This is a genomic window from Pseudomonas sp. TH21 (assembly GCF_016651025.1).
GTDB classification, from domain to species: Bacteria; Pseudomonadota; Gammaproteobacteria; order Pseudomonadales; family Pseudomonadaceae; genus Aquipseudomonas; species Aquipseudomonas aylmerensis.
On record NZ_JAEKEQ010000001.1, the window covers coordinates 3,581,174 to 3,601,096 of the forward strand.

Annotated in this window: 14 protein-coding genes and 1 pseudogene; 8 read left to right on the forward strand and 7 right to left on the reverse strand. The window is 64.0% G+C overall.

The features are described from left to right. Window positions 1-1,146 precede the first annotated feature (1,146 nt). Window positions 1,147-2,637, reverse strand: a complete 1,491-nt coding sequence (locus JFU04_RS15730; protein WP_201144827.1) for an FAD-dependent oxidoreductase — start codon at window positions 2,635-2,637, stop codon at window positions 1,147-1,149. 49 nt (window positions 2,638-2,686) lie between these two features. Here JFU04_RS15730 and JFU04_RS15735 point away from each other — a divergent pair, with 49 nt between their 5' ends. Continuing rightward, window positions 2,687-3,184, forward strand: coding sequence for a MarR family winged helix-turn-helix transcriptional regulator (locus tag JFU04_RS15735; protein WP_318300332.1), 498 nt, complete (start codon window positions 2,687-2,689; stop codon window positions 3,182-3,184). A gap of 500 nt (window positions 3,185-3,684) precedes the next feature. On the opposite strand, the gene nirD is transcribed toward JFU04_RS15735, so the two are convergent. Together nirD and nirB are read right to left on the reverse strand one after the other, a co-directional pair. Beyond that, on the reverse strand, window positions 3,685-4,047 hold the full coding sequence (gene nirD / locus JFU04_RS15740) for a nitrite reductase small subunit NirD (RefSeq protein ID WP_106803677.1): 363 nt from the start codon (window positions 4,045-4,047) through the stop codon (window positions 3,685-3,687). Then, complete coding sequence (gene nirB / locus JFU04_RS15745) at window positions 4,047-6,590, reverse strand: nitrite reductase large subunit NirB (RefSeq protein WP_201144829.1); 2,544 nt, start codon at window positions 6,588-6,590, stop codon at window positions 4,047-4,049. Before nirB ends, nirD begins: the two co-directional genes overlap by 1 nt. A 573-nt stretch (window positions 6,591-7,163) precedes the next feature. Here nirB and JFU04_RS15750 point away from each other — a divergent pair. The 3 genes and pseudogenes from JFU04_RS15750 (at window position 7,164) to JFU04_RS30680 (ending at window position 13,256) form a co-directional block, all read left to right on the forward strand. Further along, window positions 7,164-11,165 (forward strand): bifunctional nitrate reductase/sulfite reductase flavoprotein subunit alpha, encoded by a 4,002-nt coding sequence (locus JFU04_RS15750; protein WP_201144831.1) that lies wholly within the window; start codon window positions 7,164-7,166, stop codon window positions 11,163-11,165. A gap of 231 nt (window positions 11,166-11,396) precedes the next feature. Continuing rightward, a pseudogene (locus tag JFU04_RS30675) lies at window positions 11,397-12,401 on the forward strand (cache domain-containing protein); the annotation flags it as partial. Between the two features lie 87 nt (window positions 12,402-12,488). Beyond that, a complete protein-coding gene (locus JFU04_RS30680; RefSeq protein WP_371905347.1) occupies window positions 12,489-13,256 on the forward strand; it encodes a methyl-accepting chemotaxis protein in 768 nt (255 codons plus the stop codon). Here the strand turns inward: JFU04_RS30680 and JFU04_RS15760 are convergent. From JFU04_RS15760 to JFU04_RS15775, 4 genes are all read right to left on the reverse strand, one after another. Further along, entirely contained in the window at window positions 13,246-14,040 is a 795-nt protein-coding gene (locus tag JFU04_RS15760; protein WP_201144835.1) for an alpha/beta fold hydrolase, read from the reverse strand. The two genes, JFU04_RS30680 and JFU04_RS15760, sit on opposite strands and share 11 nt — an antisense overlap. Before the next feature lie 79 nt (window positions 14,041-14,119). Continuing rightward, a complete protein-coding gene (locus JFU04_RS15765) occupies window positions 14,120-15,022 on the reverse strand; it encodes a LysR family transcriptional regulator (RefSeq protein ID WP_201144837.1) in 903 nt (300 codons plus the stop codon). Window positions 15,023-15,251: 229 nt separating this feature from the next. Further along, on the reverse strand, window positions 15,252-16,046 hold the full coding sequence (locus tag JFU04_RS15770; RefSeq protein WP_201144839.1) for a nucleotidyltransferase domain-containing protein: 795 nt from the start codon (window positions 16,044-16,046) through the stop codon (window positions 15,252-15,254). After that, window positions 16,043-16,522: an AAA family ATPase gene (locus tag JFU04_RS15775; RefSeq protein WP_201144841.1), complete on the reverse strand. Its 480-nt coding sequence runs from the start codon at window positions 16,520-16,522 to the stop codon at window positions 16,043-16,045. Before JFU04_RS15775 ends, JFU04_RS15770 begins: the two co-directional genes overlap by 4 nt. A 262-nt stretch (window positions 16,523-16,784) precedes the next feature. Here JFU04_RS15775 and JFU04_RS15780 point away from each other — a divergent pair, with 262 nt between their 5' ends. The 4 genes from JFU04_RS15780 to JFU04_RS15795 all read left to right on the forward strand — a co-directional run bounded on the left by JFU04_RS15780 (window position 16,785) and on the right by JFU04_RS15795 (window position 19,894). Further along, a complete protein-coding gene (locus JFU04_RS15780) occupies window positions 16,785-17,108 on the forward strand; it encodes a hypothetical protein (RefSeq protein WP_201144843.1) in 324 nt (107 codons plus the stop codon). A gap of 84 nt (window positions 17,109-17,192) precedes the next feature. Further along, window positions 17,193-17,615, forward strand: a complete 423-nt coding sequence (locus JFU04_RS15785; RefSeq protein ID WP_201144845.1) for a DUF2231 domain-containing protein — start codon at window positions 17,193-17,195, stop codon at window positions 17,613-17,615. After that, on the forward strand, window positions 17,612-18,904 hold the full coding sequence (locus JFU04_RS15790; protein WP_065908033.1) for a PQQ-dependent sugar dehydrogenase: 1,293 nt from the start codon (window positions 17,612-17,614) through the stop codon (window positions 18,902-18,904). The genes JFU04_RS15785 and JFU04_RS15790 overlap by 4 nt, the downstream gene beginning before the upstream one ends. 69 nt (window positions 18,905-18,973) lie before the next feature. Further along, window positions 18,974-19,894, forward strand: coding sequence for a bifunctional helix-turn-helix transcriptional regulator/GNAT family N-acetyltransferase (locus tag JFU04_RS15795; protein WP_201144847.1), 921 nt, complete (start codon window positions 18,974-18,976; stop codon window positions 19,892-19,894). Window positions 19,895-19,923 lie beyond the last annotated feature (29 nt).

The following is a 19,923-nucleotide window of genomic DNA, read 5'->3' on the forward strand; positions in this document are numbered from 1 at the left end:
GCCGCGAAAGCGGTGGGTCAGGCACTAAATTCATTGGCAATGCCGCCGCCTTCGCGGCCTCGCTGGGGCTCGACGGCTCCCACATTTTGATCTTTGGGGCGGCGGATTATGGGGTGTGACTCAAGGCTGCTTGCGGTAGGCCGGTATCGAGGCCTACACCGCCGTTCCCCTGTGGGAGCCGTCGAGCCCAAGCGAGGCCGCGAAAGCGGTGGGTCAGGCACTAAATTCATCGGCAATGCCGCCGCCTTCGCGGCCTCGCTGGGGCTCGACGGCTCCCACATTTGATCTTTGGGGCGGCCGATTATGGGGTGTGACTCAAGGCTGCTTGGGGTGGGCCCGTATCGAGGCCAACACCGCCGATTCCCTGTGGGAGCCGTCGAGCCCCGGCGAGGCCGCGAAAGCGGTGGGTCAGGCACTAAATTCATTGGCAATGCCGCCGCCTTCGCGGCCTCGCTTGGGCTCGACGGCTCCCACATTTGGTTTTTGGGGCGGCGGATTATGGGGTGTGACTCAAGGCTGCTTGGGGTGGGCCCGTATCGAGGCCAACACCGCCGTTCCCCTGTGGGAGCCGTCGAGCCCCGGCGAGGCCGCGAAAGCGGTGGGTCAGGCACTAAATTCATCGGCAATGCCACCGCCTTCGCGGCCTCGCTGGGGCTCGACGGCTCCCACATTTGATCTTTGGGGCGGCGGATTATGGGTGTGACTCAAGGCTGCTTGGGGTGGGCCGGAATCGAGGCCGACACTGCCGTTCCCTGTGGGAGCCGTCGAGCCCTGGCGAGGCCGCGAAAGCGGTGGGTCAGGCACGAAATTCATTGGCAATGCCGCCGTCTTCGCGGCCTCGCTGGGGCTCGACGGCTCCCACATTTGATCTTTGGGGCGGCGGATTATGGGGTGTAACTCAAGGCTGCTTGGGGTGGGCCCGTATCGAGGCCAACACCGCCGATTCCCTGTGGGAGCCGTCGAGCCCCGGCGAGGCCGCGAAGGCGGTGGGTCAGGCACTAAATTCATTGGCAATGCCGCCGCCTTCGCGGCCTCGCTGGGGCTCGACGGCTCCCACAGGAGGGGATCGGGGCGCTTGCTCGGACTCGTTTAATGCCCACGACAATCCGTGTAGCGCCAGCGAGGCTGCGATGGCGGTGGCGCTGTCTAGAGCAAGACCCGCTGAAGGTAACCCTCAAGAACGTCAACCTGCGCGGATGAAACAATCGCGGCGATATACCCGTCAGGGCGCACCAGCACCCAGTCACCGAGCGCCAGTTCATAAGCGCGCTGAAAGTGCCCCTGCGCGTCGATCATGTCGCCTTGCAGGCCGAACCGATGGATATGCAGCCCCGGCCGCGCGGCCACCGAGCCGCGTTTTACTCCGTACCCGAGCAATGTCCAATGCGTGCCCTGGAAGAGGTTGAACAGTCGCAACGATTGGCCTGCCGCCCCCCGGATCGGTGCATCCGGTGCCCGGTCGCCGGCGCGCAGGCTGGCAGTACGTGTCGGCTGCACCAGGGCCAGCGAGGACTGCGGGTAGCCGATATCCAGCTGGTGCACTTCCCTGCCCCGGCGCAAGTCGCCGTTGGCCATCGCGCCCAGCAGTTGGGTGGCCAGGCCGAGTACGGACGCGGCGACGGGACGGCGTTCTGCCTCGTAGCTGTCGAGCAGATCATCGGACGCGCCGTGAGCCTCCGCGGCGAGTTTCCAGCCGAGGTTGTAGGCGTCCTGCACGCTGGTATTGAGGCCCTGGCCGCCGGTAGGTGGATGGATATGGGCGGCGTCGCCCACCAGCAACACACGGCCAACGCGGTAGTGGTCGGCCAGGCGCGCATTCATGCTGTAGGCCGATGCCCAGGACACGCAATGCACCTCAATATCCTCACGCCCGGTGCGCTGGGCGATGAGCGCCGTCAGCCCTTCTGCACTCATGTCGACATCAACCTCCAGAGGAATCGGGCCCTGGATCTGGAACAGATCGGTGCCGGCCAACGGGCATATCGCGACTTGTCGCTGCACATCGCCCTCGCCAAAACGGTGCCAATGGTCACGCGAAAGCCCGGTGAGCACCACGTCCGCCACCAGCGCGCGTACGCCCAGCGTCTTGCCAGGGAAGCCAATCTGCAGCGCATGCCGCACAAAACTGCGACCGCCATCGGCGCCCACCAGCCAGCGCGCGCGAACGGTGTCGGCGCCCGTCGGCCCCATCACCTGCGCCGTGACGCCGTCGTCGTCTTGAACAAAGTCCAGCAGTTCACAGCCGAATTCAGGCCGATGCCCCAGCTCCAACAGACGCTCGCGCAGCACTTGCTCAGTCAGAAATTGCGGCACCATCAGCGGCTGTTGATAGGGCTCGGCCGGTGTCGCAGGATGCTGCGCGATAGAATTGCCGTCACTGAAGCTGCCATCGTCGCGGTAGCGCCGTTCAGTCGGATAGACTCCCCCCATTGCCACCAGGCGATCGAGAACCCCCAGGTCTTCGAAGACTTCCTGTGACCTTGGCTGGATGCCCTTGCCGCGCGAGCCATGGAACGGCTGTGGGCTCTTCTCGATCAGACGTAAGGTGATGCCCCGTCTCGCCAAGTCGATCGCGAGGGTCAAGCCGGCAGCACCGGCACCGCAAATCAGTACATCGACAGCGCATCGCTCGTTCATACGGGCCACCTATATGTGCAATACGCACATATTAAGAGGGAGAAGCACAGTGTCAATTAAAAATGTGCAAAGCGCACATATATCCGCCCAACTGCGCGACCTGCATGGATCGCTGGTGGAAATCGTCGGCGTGATGAATCGCCCGCAACGCGACGAGGCGATGGTGCGCGAAGCCGGGATTTCCCTGGATCGCGCGCTGTTTCCGCTGCTGGTGCTGGTGGAGCGGCTGGGCCCGATTGGCGTGGTTGAACTGGCCGATCGTGTTGGCCGCGACTACACCACCGTAAGCCGGCAGGTGGCGAAACTGGAAAGCCTCGGCCTGATCCTGCGCCAGGAAAGTGCAGCGGACCGCCGCGTGCGTGAGTCGGTGATTACCGACAAGGGCAAGGCCATGACGGACCGTGTCGATGAGGCGCGGGAGAGGATCGGCCAGTCGATCTTCTCGACCTGGGACGAGGGTGATTTCGACAACCTCGTGCGGCTGATGCGCAAGTTTGCCGAGGACATCAAGGACGATTCAGTGCGGGCGACGAAGGGGATGAAATGAAGCCGTGCACTGCGCTCTGGTGAGCCAAGCTGAGTTGTTGAGGCAAGCGGGCATCCTATGAGCGGGATTGTTGTGGCGAGCGGGCTTGCCCCGCGTTGGGCTGCGCAGCAGCCCCAAACCCAACCCCTCGGTTTACCTGAAACAGCGCAGTGATCTTGAGAGGGGCCGCTGCGCGCCCCAACGCGGGGCAAGCCCGCTCACCACAACAGGCCCGCTCACCACAGGAAGCCCCACTAGCCACTGGAAGCCCACTCACCACAACAAGCCCACTAGCCACAGGAAGCCCCACTAGCCACTGGAAGCCCACTCACCATAACAAGCCCACTAGCCACAGGAAGCCACTCACCACAGGAAGCCCACTAGCCACTGGAAGCCACTCACCACAACAAGCCCACTAGCCACTGGAGGCCCACTCAACACACCAAGCCCCACTAGCCAAAGGAAGCCCCACTCACCACAACAAACCCGCCAGCACATAGGCACAACCGCCCCGCGCGCTATCAATCCACCGCCAACTCCACCACCCCGCCGTTCAACCGCACCGGCCATACCCGCAATCGCTGCTCCGGCGCCTCAAGGCATTGGCCGTCCTGCAGCCGATAATGCTGCTTGTAGATCGGCGCAGCCACCACCAGCTGGCCCTTGATGCTGCCGACCAGGCCACGGCCGATGACGTTCGCGCCGGACTGCGGGTCATGGTTGTCGATGGCGTACAGCGTCTGGTCCGGCGCCTGCGGCAGGTAGAACAGCGCCACCTGCACGCCGTCGACCCATACCACCACGCCGGAATTGCTCACCAGGTCTTGTTCGGTACACACGCGTTTCCAGCTGGCCAGGTGTCGCTGGCTGTTGGGCTGGCTCATCAGGCAATCTCCTCGGTGACGGCAATCAGGTTGAGTTCGGCGGCCATGATCGGCCGGCGCTGGCCGCGTTCCTGCACAAAGTGAATGTCCGGGTCGGCGCGCTTGTCGTTGACGAACGTGCGGAAGCGCTTGAGTTTCTCCGGGTCCTTGAGGGCGTTGGCCCACTCGCATTCGTAGCGGTCGACCACCCGTTGCATCTGCGCTTCAAGTTCCGCGCCGAGGCCCAGGCTGTCGTGCACGATCACGTCCTTGAGGAACTCCAATCCGCCCTCCAGGCTTTCGCGCCACACCGAGGTGCGTTGCAGCTTGTCGGCGGTGCGGATGTAGAACATCAGGAAGCGGTCGATGTACTGGATCAGCGTGGCGTCATCTAGGTCGGTGGCGAACAGTTCCGCATGGCGTGGGCGCATGCCCCCGTTGCCGGCGATATACAGGTTCCAGCCCTTCTCGGTGGCGATCACGCCGACGTCCTTGCTCTGCGCTTCGGCGCACTCGCGGGTGCAGCCCGACACCGCGAATTTGAGCTTGTGCGGCGAGCGCAGGCCCTTGTAGCGGTCTTCGATCAGCAGCGCCATTTTCACGCTGTCCTGCACTCCGTAGCGGCACCAGGTGCTGCCCACGCAGGACTTCACCGTACGCGTGGACTTGCCATACGCATGCCCGGTTTCAAAGCCGGCGGCGATCAGCTCGGCCCAGATGTCCGGCAGCTCATGCAGTTGCGCGCCGAAAAGGTCGATGCGCTGGCCGCCGGTGATCTTGGTGTAGAGGTCGTATTTCTTCGCGACCTCGCCGATCACGATCAGCTTGTCGGCGGTGATCTCACCGCCCGGAATACGCGGGACCACCGAGTAGGTGCCGTTCTTCTGCATGTTGGCCATGAATGTGTCGTTGGTGTCCTGCAGCGGCACCAGGGACGGGTCCATGATCGGCTGGTTCCAGCAGGAGGCGAGGATCGAACCCACCGCCGGCTTGCACACATCGCAGCCGGTGTGGCCACGCCCATGCTTGGCCAGCAGCTCCTCGAAGGTGCTCAGCCCTTCCACCCGCACCAGCGCATACAGCTCCTGCCGGGTGTGGGCGAAGTGTTCGCACAGGCTTTTATCGACGCTGACGCCACGCGCGATCAGCTCATGCTCGAACACCTGCTTGAGCAACCCGGCGCAGCCACCACAACCGGTGCACGCCTTGGTCTGGGACTTGAGCACGCCGAGGTCGCTGCAGCCGCCGTCGATGGCCGAGCAGATCGCGCCTTTGGTGACGTTGTGGCACGAACACACCGTGGCCGATTCCGGCAACGCGCCAGGGCCGAGTGTCGGTGCGCCGCTGGACGACGGCAGAATCAGGCTCGCCGGTTCCGCCGGCAACGCGATGCGGTTCTGCAGGTATTGCAGCAAGGTGTCGTAGTAGCTGTTGTCACCGACCAGCACCGCGCCGATCACGTGCTTGCCGCTCGCATCCACCACCAGGCGACGGTAGCTGGCGCTCGCCTCGTCGATAAACTGGTAGCTGCGCGCGCCGGGTGTGTGGGCATGCGCATCGCCGATGGAGCCGACGTCGACGCCAAGCAATTTGAGCTTGGTCGACATATCGGCGCCCACAAAAGGCTCGGCGGCCTCCCCGCTCAACAACGCAGCCACGCCGCGGGCCATCTGGTAGCCCGGCGCGACCAGGCCGAACAGGCTGCCGTTCCAGGATGCGCACTCGCCAATCGCGTAGATGTTCGGGTCGCAGCTCAGGCATTCGTCGTTGATCACCACCCCGCCGCGCGGGCCGATCTCCAGCCCGGCCTGACGGGCCAAGGCGTCCTGGGCGCGGATACCGGCGGAGAACACGATCAGGTCGGTCTCCAGATACGCCTCACCGGCGAAGTTCATGCGGTAGCGGTACTGCTCGCCCGCACTGATCGATTGAGTGGCGCGCGACAAATGCACACCGACGCCGAGGCGCTCGATCTGGGCCTTGAGCGCCAGGCCGCCAAAATCATCCAGTTGCACCGGCATCAGGCGCGGCGCGAACTCCACCACATGGGCTTCCAGGCCCAGGCTCTTCAAGGCATTGGCGGCTTCCAGGCCCAACAGGCCGCCGCCGACCACCACGCCGCGCCGTGCATTGGCTGCCGCCGCCCGAATGGCGTCGAGGTCTTCAAGGGTACGGTAGACCAGCCGCGAATCGCCTTCGGCGCCTTCAATCGGCGGCACAAAGGGGTAGGAACCGGTAGCGAGCACCAACTTGTCGTAGGCCACGCAACCATTGGCGGTGATGACCTCGCAACGGGCGCGGTCGATTTCCAGCACCGGCACGCCGAGGTGCAGGGTAACGCCCGGCGTCTGGTACAGCGACGCCTCGGACAGCGCCAACGACTCGGCATCGCGGCCGGTGAAGTATTCGGAAAGGTGCACACGGTCATAAGCACGCATCGGCTCTTCGCTGAACACGTGCAACCGATAATGCGCCAGCACGCCGCGCTCGATCAGTTGCTCCACACAGTGGTGGCCGACCATGCCATTGCCGACGACGATCAGGGTTTTCATCTGTTTATTCATTCCAAGCACCCGGCAACGTTCATCACGGTTTTAAAAGCAAAAAAAAACGCCTGAAACCTTGCGGTTCCAGGCGTCTTTGCCTGTTCTTCTGCGGGATCGGATCGGCGACTGCGCCGGCTCTGCCGCGATTGCCCCTGGTGTCGATCGTCGTTGACCGAGATGGGTTGAGGATGAACTTGCAGGCGGCGTGCCAACCCGCCCAGGTGCCCGTGACAGCCACACCCGGCGCCTCCTCTGCCCCTCCAACACGCCGAATCCCGCCTCCAACTGGTGCGCCCTGCTTCATAACTGCGCACTGGAGCGTCTGTGTGGCGAGGGTGCTGGCTCCCGTTGGCGGGCGTAGCGCACCGAGGATTTTGGCGCCGCTGCGCAGCCCGGCGGGAGCCAGCGCCCTCGCCATGACACGTGAGCCCGCCTGCGTTCAAACCTGGCGCGTGACTTGCTAGGAACCCCACATACAGCAGTCAACGCTGACTGCCCAATCACGACAAAGGCGCCGTGCAATCCCCGTTTCCAACGGAGGGTTGCAGGGCGCTTTTTTTATGCCGGGCACAAAGCAGTCGAGGGGTACGGATGGCAATTCAAAGCGTGCGCAGCGTGTGCCCTTATTGTGGTGTGGGCTGCGGCATCGTCATGCAGGTCGAGCACAACAAGGTGGTCAAGGTGATCGGCGACAAGGCCCACCCCACCAATTTCGGCCGCCTGTGCACCAAGGGCACTACCTGCGGGCAAGCCATTGCCGAGTCCGGTCGCATGGAAAACGCCTACGTGCGTCAGGCGCGCGATCACGACCCGGTGCGCATCGGCATCGACACGGCCATCAGCGACACGGCCAGCCGTTTGCGCCACATCCTCGACACCCACGGGCCCGACGCGCTGGCGTTCTACGTGTCCGGGCAAATGTCCCTGGAAGCCCAATACCTGGTCAACAAACTCGCCAAGGGGTTTGTGCGCACCCAGCACATCGAATCCAACTCGCGCCTGTGCATGGCCAGCGCCGGCAGTGGCTACAAGCTGTCCCTGGGCGCCGATGGGCCTCCGGGATCCTATGCAGATTTCGACCGCGCCGACCTGTTCTTCGTGATCGGCGCGAATATGGCCGACTGTCACCCGATCCTGTTCCTGCGCATGATGGACCGGGTCAAGGCCGGGGCGAAACTCATCGTGGTCGACCCCCGACGCAGTGCCACGGCGGACAAGGCCAACCTGTTCCTGCAGATCGCCCCCGGCACCGACCTCGCCCTGCTCAACGGCCTGTTGCACCTGCTGGTGAAAAACGGCCACACGGACCCGGCCTTTATCGCGGCCTTCACCGAAGGCTGGGACGCCATGCCCGGTTTCCTCGAGGACTACCCGCCGGCGCGGGTTGCGCAACTGACCGGCCTGGCTGAAGCCGACATCCGCCAGGCCGCCGCCTGGATCGGCCAGGCCAGCGAATGGATGAGTTGCTGGACCATGGGCCTCAACCAGAGCACCCACGGCACTTGGAACACCAACGCGCTGTGCAACCTGCACCTGGCCACCGGCGCGATCTGCCGCCCCGGCAGCGGGCCGTTTTCCCTCACCGGCCAGCCCAACGCCATGGGCGGGCGCGAAATGGGCTACATGGGCCCGGGCCTGCCGGGGCAGCGCTCGGTGCTGGTCGAGGCCGACCGCGCCTTTATCGAAAACCTCTGGCAACTGCCCGCAGGCAGCCTGCCGCGCCAGGTCGGCGGCGGCACCGTGGCGATGTTCGAGCAGATGGCCGCCGGGCAGATCAAGGCCTGCTGGATCATCTGCACCAACCCGGTGGCCAGCGCGCCGAATCGACGCAAGGTCATTGAAGGTTTGCAGGCCGCCGAACTGGTGATCACCCAGGACGCCTTCCTCGACACCGAGACCAACCGCTACGCCGACATCCTGTTGCCCGGCGCACTCTGGGCCGAAGCCGAAGGCGTGATGATCAACTCCGAGCGCAACCTGACCCTGATGCAGAAAGCCGTCGACGCCCCCGGCGAGGCCTTGCCCGACTGGCAGATCATCGCCCGGGTCGCCTGCGCGATGGGCTTTGCCGAGGCCTTCACCTACACCTGCGCCGCCGACGTATTCGAGGAAATCAAGCGCGCCTGGAACCCCAAGACTGGCTATGACATGCGCGGCGCCAGCCATGCACGCCTGCGCGAAACGCCCTTGCAATGGCCCTGCGCATCCGCCGATGGCGCCGACCGCAACCCGATCCGCTACCGGCATGGCGACACACTCAAGTTCGCCACCGAAACCGGCAAGGGCCAGTTCCTCGCCCGTCCGCACATGCCGCCGGCGGAGATGCCCGATGCGGCGTTTCCCTTTGTGCTCAACACCGGCCGTCTGCAGCACCAGTGGCACACCCTGACCAAGACCGGCAAGGTCGCCACGCTGAACAAACTCAACCCCGGTCCGTTCGTGGAACTGCACCCCGAAGACGCCGCGCAACTGGGCATCAAGGACCAGGACCGGGTCGAAATTCGCTCATCACGCGGGCATGCCGTACTCCCTGCGGTGGTCACCGACCGCGTGCGGGCGGGCAACTGCTTTGCGCCGTTTCACTGGAACGATGTGTTTGGCGAACACCTGGCGATCAATGCAGTGACCAACGACGCCGTCGACCCGATTTCGCTGCAGCCGGAATTCAAGTTCTGCGCCGTGGCCCTGACACGGATCGAGCTGATCGACCATCAGTTCCTCGACGCGCCCAAACCCGCAACCTGCGTTATCCCCCCTTCAGCAGAGGACCTCACCATGTCGCGCCTCGACGCCTTCGCCGATCTCGCGGGCCTGCGCAACGTGCCGGCGCCGGCACTCAGCGACAGTGAACGCACCTACCTTGCGGGCTTTCTCAGTGGCCTGCGCGCCAGCAGCGGCCACGAAACCGGCGTACCGGTGATGCCGGCGCAGGCCCCCTTGGCCAAAGACACTCGGTTGTGGCTCGACGGCCTGCTGGGTGGGCTGTTCAGTCGTGCGCAAGCGGGCGAAGCCAGCGCCCTGCCCGGCCCGGCCGTCACCCTGCTGTGGGCCTCGCAAACCGGCAACGCCGAAACCCTGGCCGAGCGCTTTGCCCAACGCCTGCGCGACGCCGGCATAGAGGTGGTGCTCAGCGCCATGGCTGACTTCCCCGCCAGCAGACTCGCCAGTACCCACACCCTGGCCCTCATCAGCAGCACCTTCGGCGACGGCGACCCACCGGACAACGGCGAAAGTTTCTGGCACAGCCTCAGCAGCGCCGACACCCGCCTCGAATCGCTGCGCTACGCGGTGCTGGCGCTGGGCGATCCCAATTACGACCAGTTCTGCAAGCACGGCAAACAGCTCGACCAGCGCCTGCAGGAACTGGGCGCCACTCGCCTGCTGGAGCGCGTCGACTGTGACACCGAGTTCGAAAGCCGTGCCGACGCCTGGCTGGCGCAATTGCAGCAAACCCTCAACCCGGCAAAACCTGCAGCGCCCGCCACACCCGCCGGCAAAACCAAGCTGTTTGGGTCACGCCTGCTGCTCAACCGGCACTTGAACCCGCAGAGCGCGCACAAGGAAACCCGCCAGTTCGCCCTCGACCTGGCCGACTCCGGGCTGAGCTATGAAGCCGGCGATGCGTTAGGGGTGATGCCGCGCAACTGTCCGGAACTGGTCAGCGAACTGCTCGACCTGACTCGCCTGCGCGCCAGCACCTGCGTGAATGTCGACACTTTCGGCGAGGTTGCCCTGCAACAGGCGCTGACCCAGCACTTCGAAATTGCCCGTCCCAGCAGCGACACGCTTGCGTTTATCGCCGAGCGCAGCGCCAATCCGGGCCTCAAGCAGTTGCTCGAGCCCGAGCGCAAAGCCGAGCTGAAGGACTGGCTGTGGGGCCGACAGCTGGCGGACGTGCTGCACCACTACCCGATTGAATGCACAGCGCAGGAGCTGCTCGGCACCCTCAAGCGCCTGCAACCGCGCCTGTATTCAATCGCCTCCAGCGCCAAGGCTTACCCGCGCGAAGTCCATCTGACGGTGGCCGCGGTGCGTTATGGCCGGCGCAAAGGCGTGTCGTCGACCTTCCTCGCCGACCGCGCCGGCGACGCCGAGGTGCCGGTGTTCGTGCAGCCGTCGCGGCACTTTCGGACACCCAGCGACGGTAATGTGCCGATGATCATGATCGGCCCCGGCACTGGCGTGGCGCCGTTCCGCGCGTTTTTGCAGGAACGCCGGGCACAGGGGCATCAGGGCCGCAACTGGCTGTTCTTCGGTGAACAACATGCGGCCAGCGATTTTTACTATCAGGAGGAACTGCAAGGCCTGCAGCACGATGGCCTGCTGACCCACCTGAGCCTGGCGTTTTCCCGCGACCAGACACAGAAGGTCTACGTGCAGGACCGCCTGCGCGAACACGGTGCCGAGCTGTGGCGCTGGTTGCAGGAAGGCGCGCAGCTGTATATCTGCGGTGACGCCAGCCATATGGCCAAGGATGTCGACCAGGCACTCCGTCAGATCGCGCAAACCCACGGCGGGCTTGGCGCGGAGAGCGCGGTGGAGTACTGGCGCGCGTTGAGCGAGCAGAAGCGTTATCTGCGTGATGTGTACTGATTGGATACAGAACAATAAGCACTTTGTATTGTGTACAAAAAACCCTAAAGATTTATCCGACCCAGGCCGAAACAGCAGGCATAGCAAATCGCCGCCACTCTAGGCTGGACGGCGTCGATTTGGCCGCCCTCCACGCTGATGGTCGTCTCGATGAAAATAAAAAATAAGCTTGTACTCGCGTTTGTCTCGGTCGCATTTATCCCGGTAAGCCTGGTCGCCGTGATTTCGGTGATGAACACGCGGACCCAGGCCGTCGATCAGTTCATCGACGGCAGCACGCGGGAAATCCGCCAGATCGATGGCAACATCCGGCAGTTCTTTGATGGCACGCTGCAGAACGTCGATCAAATGGCCATGGATCCTGTATACACTTCCGTAAACACCCTGAAGAACTATCAACCCGCCGATGCCGCCAGCCAGCCTATGCCGGCCGAGGCCCAAGCGATGATCGAGGGCTTCGCGCGCTTCGGTGCCACGCACCCGGCGGCGGCCATCCTGTCCATCGGCCTGGAAGACGGCACCTACGTGAAATGGCCGGATGACCCGCAGCTGGCCAAGTACGATCCGCGCACGCGCCCCTGGTACAAGGCGGCGATGGCCAGCCCCGGCAAGACCGTGCGCACCCCCGCGTACTATTACGACAAGGACGACGTGGCCCTGGTCGGCACCGCGCGCGCATTGCTGGATAACAGCGGCAAGGCCAAGGGCGTGTTCGTGGTCAGCGTGTCGCTGAAGAACCTCACCGAGTTGGTCAAGAGCATCAAGCTCGGCGAAAGCGGCTACGTGATGCTGATCGAAGACGGCGTGGTGCTGGTCGACCCGCGCGACGCCGCCCACAGCTTCAAGCCACTCAAGGACCTCGGCGCCGCTTATGCGCAACTGGCCGCGACGCCCCAGGGTTCCACCGAAGTCGAGATCGACGGCGTGCGCTATATGGCTAACGTCTGGACTTCCCCGGGCCTGGGCTGGCGCTACATCGGCCTGATCGAACATCGCGAAGTCATGGCCGAAGCCATGCGCATGACCTACCTCACCGCCGTCATCGTCGGTGTGCTGGTGTTGATCTTCGGGCTGATCGCCGCGGCGTTCTCCAAGGTCATCGTTAAGCCCATCGGCCAGGTCAGCACCGGCCTGCAGTCGATCGCCCAGGGCGAAGGCGACCTGCGTCATGAACTGCAGGTGCAGGGCAAGGATGAAACCGCCGAACTGGCCGGCTGGTTCAACAAGTTTCTCGCCGCCATTCGCCAACTGATCCAGCATATCGGCGCGGCGTCGGCCAACTTGCAGAATGCCTCGAAGGTCAACAGCGAAGTCGCGCACAACATGAACGAGGCCGCCGGGCGCCAGCGCGAAGCGGTGGAACTGGTCTCCACCGCGTTCAACGAAATGGTCGCCACCGCCAACGAAGTCGCGCGCTCCTGCAGCGGCGCCGCGGAGTCTGCCGAGAACGGCCACCGCCGTGTCGCCGAGGGCAAGCAGCAGATCGAAGTCACCACCGACAACGTCAACCGCCTGGGCCGCCGCCTGACCGAATCGTCGCAGGCGATGGTCGAGCTGGAAGCCGGCAGCCGCAGCATCAATCAGATCCTCGGCACCATTCGCGCAATTGCCGAACAGACCAACTTGCTGGCGCTGAATGCTGCCATCGAGGCCGCCCGCGCCGGTGACCAGGGCCGTGGTTTTGCCGTGGTTGCCGACGAGGTGCGCGCGTTGGCCAAGCGCACCTCCGACTCCACCGGCGAGATCGAGCAACTGCTCGGCACCCTGGAAAACAAGACCCAGGAAGTCACGCAAAAGATGGGCAGTTGCCTGGACCTGTCACGCGCGAGTGTGTCGTCCATCGAAAGCGCGCGCGACAGTTTTGAAGGCATTCAACTGTCGGTCAACGAGATCCGTGACCAGAACCTGCAGATCTCCGCCGCCGCCGAGGAACAACACAGCGTCGCCGAAGAGATCAACCGGCATATCCAGCAGATCTACGACGAGGCGCGGCTGGTGGAAAGCCTGGCCAACTCGGCGCAGGACGACTCGGGACGGCTGTCGAACCTGTCGGATGAGCTGAATGGGCTGGTGGGCCGCTTCAAGTCCTGATGAACGCCGAGATCTGTTGCCACATGGCACGCGGGTTGGAATACATCGGGAAGTGCCCGCACTCGGAAATCGGTGCGAGGCGCACACCGTGTGCCTGGATATGCGCGAGGTAGGACAGCCCGGCGTTCTGCTCGCCGTACATGAACAGACGCGGGCACGGCAGGTCGAGGAACTTGTCCATCAGCGCGGCGTTATCCGACAGCTCCACCATCGACTGGAAAATCCCGCGCACCGCGCCGGCCCGTACCTTGTGGCGCAGGCTGGCCGAGTACAGCGCACTGGCATACGCCGGGGCCTGGCGGGAGCGCTCGATGAAGGCGCGGAAAAACACCTCGGGATCGTCCGCCGGGTAGTCGATGATCTGGCGGCTGAGGAAGCAGTCTTCCGGGGCGATGTTGCCCTCTATGTCGGTGAAGCTCAGCACACGCCTGGGAAAACGGTGCGCCAGCATCAGCGCCGTCAGGCCGCCCATGGAGTGGCCGACCAAATGAAAGCGCTCGATCTGGAAATGCGCCAGCACCTGCAACGCGGTGTCGAGCAGGAACGGGATGCTGATCTTTGTCAGGTCGGCGCACTGGCTTTCACCGCAGCCGGGGGCGTCGTAGGCAATGAACGGGTGCCCGTCGAACGCCGGGTGCAGGTCGATATCGGCGTAGTCTTCCTTGGTCGAGCCAAACCCGTGCAGGAACACGATGGGCGCGCGGTCGCCAGCGCGATGGATCGCGGCGATGTCCAGCGATACGCCGTCTACCGTCAGCGGCAAGTGGGTGTGAGTGAACGACATGATGGGGTTTCCTGGAACAGACAGCCCGGCAATTTCAGCGGTTTCCTGCCTGCTGTAAATGACGGATAACGGAACGCATTCATACGCCAATCGTATGGGTCTGGAAGTGCTCGATCAGCTCGCTGACCAGCGGGTTGGGCCGGTCGGTGTTCCAGGCGACTGCGGTGGTCACCACGTTGAGTTTCTGCGTCAGGGCGCGCAAAACCACGTTGTCCGGCGCCAGTTTTTTCAGCGCTGCCGGCACCAGCGCAATGCCCTGGCCGCAACTGACAAAGGCGATTTGCGAGGCCACCGAACGCACTTCGTGCAGGACCCGGGGCGAGAAACCACTTGCACGGCAGGTGGCGATGAGGTTATCGAAGTACACCGGGCTGACCTTGCGCGAAAACATCACCAGCGGTTCGCTGGCCAGGCTCGACAGCCTGATGCGCGTGCGCGACGCCAAGGGGTGATTGCTGGGCAAGGCCACCATCAGGCGATCCTCGCGCAGCGGCAGCGACTGGATCGCCGGGCCGAGGTCGCCGTCCAGCCGGGCGAAGGCCAGGTCGATATCACCCGCTTCCAGGGCCGGCACCGCCTCGACGCTGTCGATCTCGCGCACCGACACGGTGAGGTGCGGGTAGCGTTGTTTGAGCTGGTCGATCAAGCCAGGCAACACATCGAACATCGCCGTGGAAATCGCACCGATGGTCAGCATGCCGGACTGCCCCGCTACCGCCTCTTCGACCGCCAGCTCCAGGCGCTCCAGCTGCTCGGCAAACTTGCGCACCGCCGGCAGGATCGCCGCGCCCACCGGCGTCAACTTCGCCCCACGCCGCGAACGTTCGAACAAGGTGACCTTGAGCGCCTGCTCCAGCACCTGGATCTGCTCGCTCAACGGCGGCTGCGACATCCCGAGACGCTTGGCGGCGCGGCCGAAGTTCTGCTCTTCGGCAACAGCGAGGAACAGCCAGAGGTGGCGAATCAGGCGGAAGTTGATCATGGGCGGTCCATAGGCTGTGCGTATGTAATGATGCGTTGATCGCCAATATACCTATCATTGGTGTCGACCGGCATGGGTGTTTTGATCACCGGTTTCCTCGGGCGCGTTAAGGGGCTCGGATCCAGCCACCCCACCGCCCAACTGTGGGAGTTGTCGAGCCCCAGCGAGGCTGCGAAGGCGGCGGCACTGACTGCCCATCTGTGCCTGACCCACCGCCTTCGCGGCCTGGCTAAAGCTCGACGGCTCCCACAGGAGGATGAGTCACCATCCAGTCCAGGAACGCCTGCAGCCGGGTACAGAACGGGTCGCCCGCCGCACTCGGGTTCCTGGCTTCAAACAGAAAGAACGCCACGTGAGTAACCCTGGCCGGGTACCGTTGGACGAACAACGCCACATATTCTTCCAGCGTCTGCGGCCATGTCACTGCCGACTCAGCACTCAAGACATGCGTCGCCCTGATCAACTTGCGCGACGCCTCGCGCTGCAAACGAAGGCGCTCCAGCTCGGTGCCGGCCTGTGCGATGCGGGTGAGGTAGGCACCCAACACCTCGGCGAAGTCCGCATTCACCGCTGACGCAATCTCACGGCAGGGCCGAAACCGCTCGAACTGCAGCGACAGGTCGTCACCCCACAGGCAGCGGCAGTGATGCTTGAGCCAGAAACCCCAACTGTTGCGGTGTTCAGCCGACAACACCTGCGCACGGCTGCCGATATCGAAATCTATCTTGATGACCTCAGGATGCCGCCGCTCCAGCGCAAGGCGCAGCACCTCCAGTTGCTGCACACTCTGCGCAGTCGGCGGCTCGCGCAGCACCAGCGTCAGGTCCAGGTCGCTGACACCCGGCGTGGCCTCGCCGCGCGCGACACTGCCATACAGGTAAATACCGTCCAGCCCCAACGCCGGCAGCGACAACGAGCTGCACACATCCGCCAGCAACGCCTGGAACGCCGGCTGCACAGGCACCTGGCCTACCGTCAGGATAAAGCCCTCGGCATCAAGGCCGGTTGAATGCACAGTACTCACGGACGATGCACCTCAATCACCAGTCCTTCCTCCGCATTCGGCACACAGAAATGGCGGGTGATCAGCTCAAACTCGGCATCGGTGGCGGCGAAGTCATGCTCGCCACGCGCATTGCGTGCGTGCAGCCGCGCGCGGCAGGTGGCGTCATCGAGTTCCAGGTAATGCAGGCAGTGCGGCGCCCCGGCGGCCTGCGCCAACCCCAGCAGTGCTGCGCGATTGGCCAGGGTGTTGGCGGGAAAATCCAGTACCACATTGACGCCAGCTCCCAGCAGATCAACCACCAGCGGCCCCAACACCGCTTGAATCCGCTGGGCGCAGCGCAGGTAGTCGGCGATCGACAGCACTTCACCCGGGTATAAGCGGGCAAGCCAGGCATCTTCACTGAGCAGGATGGCCGCGTGCTCGGCCGCCAGGGTCTTGGCCAGCGTCGACTTACCGGCGGCGATCTTGCCGCACAGCAGGTGCAGGGTAGGCATGGGCACAGCTCCATTGTCTGAATCAAGGACGCCAACGCTGCCACATTTTTGCCCCGCGTGTCGAAGCACAGCGATGCACGCTCGATCAATTAAGTTGAATTCCTGCGTTTACAGGGCGGTCACCTATAAGGACGACAGCGAGACGACAACGCAATGGAGGTGGTTATGAACCTTGCAATGACACTCTTCAGCCTGTTTGCCGGTTGGATGGCTATTGTGATTTCAATGATGTGGGGCGTACTGCGGGTGCTGCGCTGGCACCATGATTAGCACGCCGGATGGGCGCTACTTTGTGGTCAAGGGCCAACTCTGGCGCTGCACGGACCCGGCGCTGGATGACGCCACGCGACAACGCTGGGTCAATGACTTGATGGACGCCCGCCGCGCGGTCAAGACGGCCAAGGCCAGCGGCGATCCACAACAACTCAAGGCAGCACGCCAACAGGTGCAGCGCGCCAAGGTCGCCCTCGGCGAGCGCGGCCCCGTGTGGTGGACCGATGGCAGTCCGGATTTCAATCGGTGCCAGGTTGCCAACACGCCCTATGCCGCCTGGTTCGAAAAACATCTCGACACGAAACCCCACTGAACTTTCTTGCAAACGGCACGTTCCTTTCCTATGCGAAGTCATCGCGCCCCCATGGGCGCAGAACGATAAGGAGCCGCCACCCCCATGACCACCCTCCCCACCTACCGCTATACCCCAGGGCCGCTGCATGCGGCGTTGCTCGCCGGCAGCGTCCCGCTGTTTTTCGGGGCCTTGCTCAGTGATATTGCCTACGGGCAGACCTACCAGATTCAATGGGCCAACTTCGCTTCCTGGCTGATCGCCGGCGCGTTGGTGTTCAGCGGTTTTGCCCTGCTGTTCGCACTGGTCAATCTGCTGCGCGCCCGGCCCAAGGCTGGGCGCCCGACCGTGTACTTCCTGCTGTTGCTCGCGGCCTGGGTAGTGGGGCTGGTCAACGCCTTCCAGCATGCCAAGGACGCCTACGCCATGATGCCCACGGGCCTGGTGCTGTCGGCGATCGTCACGCTGCTGGCGGTGGCGGCGACGTGGACCGGCCTGACCAACCTGCGCTCGGGAGATGCCCAATGAAAACGTCCAGCACCCTGACCGTATTGAGTGCAGCGCTGCTGCTGAGCGCCTGCGGTGGCGAAGGTGACAAGACCCAGGCCCGCGGCCCCGACCCGAAGTTGCCGGAGCAGCAAAGCAGCCTGCTGCCGAGCATGAAGATCGCCGAACCGACGCCATGGGGCGAACAGAAACCCCAGGTCCCCGAGGGCTACAGCGTCACCGCCATTGCCACCGACCTGGCCATCCCGCGCCAGACCCTGGTGCTGCCCAACGGCGACATCCTCATCGCCGAAGGCCGTGGCGGCAGCGCGGCCAAGCTCAAGCCCAAGGACGTGATCGCCAGCGTGATCAAGGCCCAGGGCAACACCAAGGTCAAGGGCGGCAACCGCCTGACCCTGCTGCGGGATGCCGACGGTGATGGCACCTACGAACTGAAGACCGTGTTCGCCGACAACCTCAACGCGCCCTACGGCCTGGCGTTTGCCGACGGCAAGCTCTACGTCGCCAACCAGGACGCGCTGGTGCGCTTCGATTACGTCGACGGCCAGACCAAAGCCAGCGGGCCGCCGACCAAGGTCACCGACCTGCCGGCGCAGATCAACCACCACTGGACCAAATCCCTGGCCGTGAGCGCCGATGGCCGCCAGCTCTACGTGGGCATCGGCTCGAACAGCAACATCACCGAACGCGGCATGGAAGTCGAAATCGACCGCGCCATGGTCTGGCAGATCGACGCGCAAACCGGCGCCCACAAGCCCTACGCCACTGGCTTGCGCAACCCGACGGCGTTGACCATCCAGCCTGATTCCGGGCAACTGTGGACGGTGGTCAACGAACGCGACGAGCTGGGCCCGGACCTGGTGCCCGACTACCTGACTTCAGTACGCGAAGGCGCCTTCTACGGCTGGCCCTACAGCTACTGGGGCCAGAACGTCGACCCGCGCGCCCAACCACAGAACCCGGCCAAAGTCGCTGCCGCGATCAAGCCGGACTACAGCCTGGGCTCCCACGTGGCGGCACTCGGCGTGGACTTCTCCATCCCGGCCCTGGGCGAGAAATTCGCCGACGGTGTGTTTGTCGGCGAACACGGCAGTTGGAACCGCGACAACCCTGTGGGCTACAAAGTGATCTTCGTGCCGTTCAGCAATGGCAAGCCTTCCGGCGAGCCGATCGACTTCGCCACCGGTTTTCGCGGCGACGACGGCAAGACCCGCGGGCGCCCGGTGGGCGTGACGGTGGACCCGAAAGGTGCGTTGATCATCGCGGACGACCTGGCCAACACCGTTTGGCGGGTGACGCGTAACCGCTGAGTAAAATGTTTGACTTGGTTGCCTGAAGCAACAATATAATTGCTTCAGGCAACCATTCGAGCATCCGCCATGTCTACACCCCAGCTTGTCGAACGCGCCGGCATGGTGCGCGGCTTCAACCGCTTCTATACCCACCAGATCGGCGTGCTGCAGGAACACCTGCTGCAGAGCGATTTCTCCCTGACCGAAATCCGTGTGATGTACGAGTTGTCATCGCGAGGCGACCTGACCAGCGCCGACCTGTGCCAGATGCTCAGCCTCGACGCGGGTTACCTGAGCCGGCTGACCAGCGGCCTGGAAAAAAACCGCCTGATCCAGAAAGTCCGCTCGCCCACCGACGCACGTGCGGTGCTGTTGCACCTCAGTGATCTGGGCCGCGCCGTACTGGCCCCGCTGGAGCAGCAGACGCAGAACGAAGTCATCGCCCTGCTCGATGCCCTGCCCGACGCCCAGCAACGCCAACTCACCGGCGCGATGCAACGCATCCAGTCCCTCCTGCAAGGCACTGCGCCGACCTACCTGCTGCGCGACCCGCAACCTGGCGACATGGGCCTGGTGGTGCAACAGCAATCGGCCTTGTACGCGCGTGAATATGGCTGGAACTGGGAGTTCGAAGCGCTGGTGGCGGAGATTGTCGCCAAGTACCTGCGCGAGTTTGACCCAACGTGCGAGCGCTGCTGGATTGCGGAAAAGGATGGCGAGGTGGTGGGTTCGGTGTTTGTGGTGCGCCATGACGCCACCACCGCCAAGTTACGCATGCTGTATGTCGACGCCAGCGCCCGAGGCATGGGGATTGGCCAGCGGCTGGTGGATGAATGCCTGCGTTTTGCCCGGCAGGCCGGCTATACAAGCATGCTGCTGTGGACGGTGAACATCCTCACCGACGCGCGCAAGCTGTATCAGAAGGCGGGCTTCGAACTGACCGAGGAGGAACCCACCGTCAGTTTCGGCAAGACCCTGGTCAGTGAGACGTGGGTACGCGCCCTGTAGAAAAATACCTCCCGCGCTGTACTCGGCGC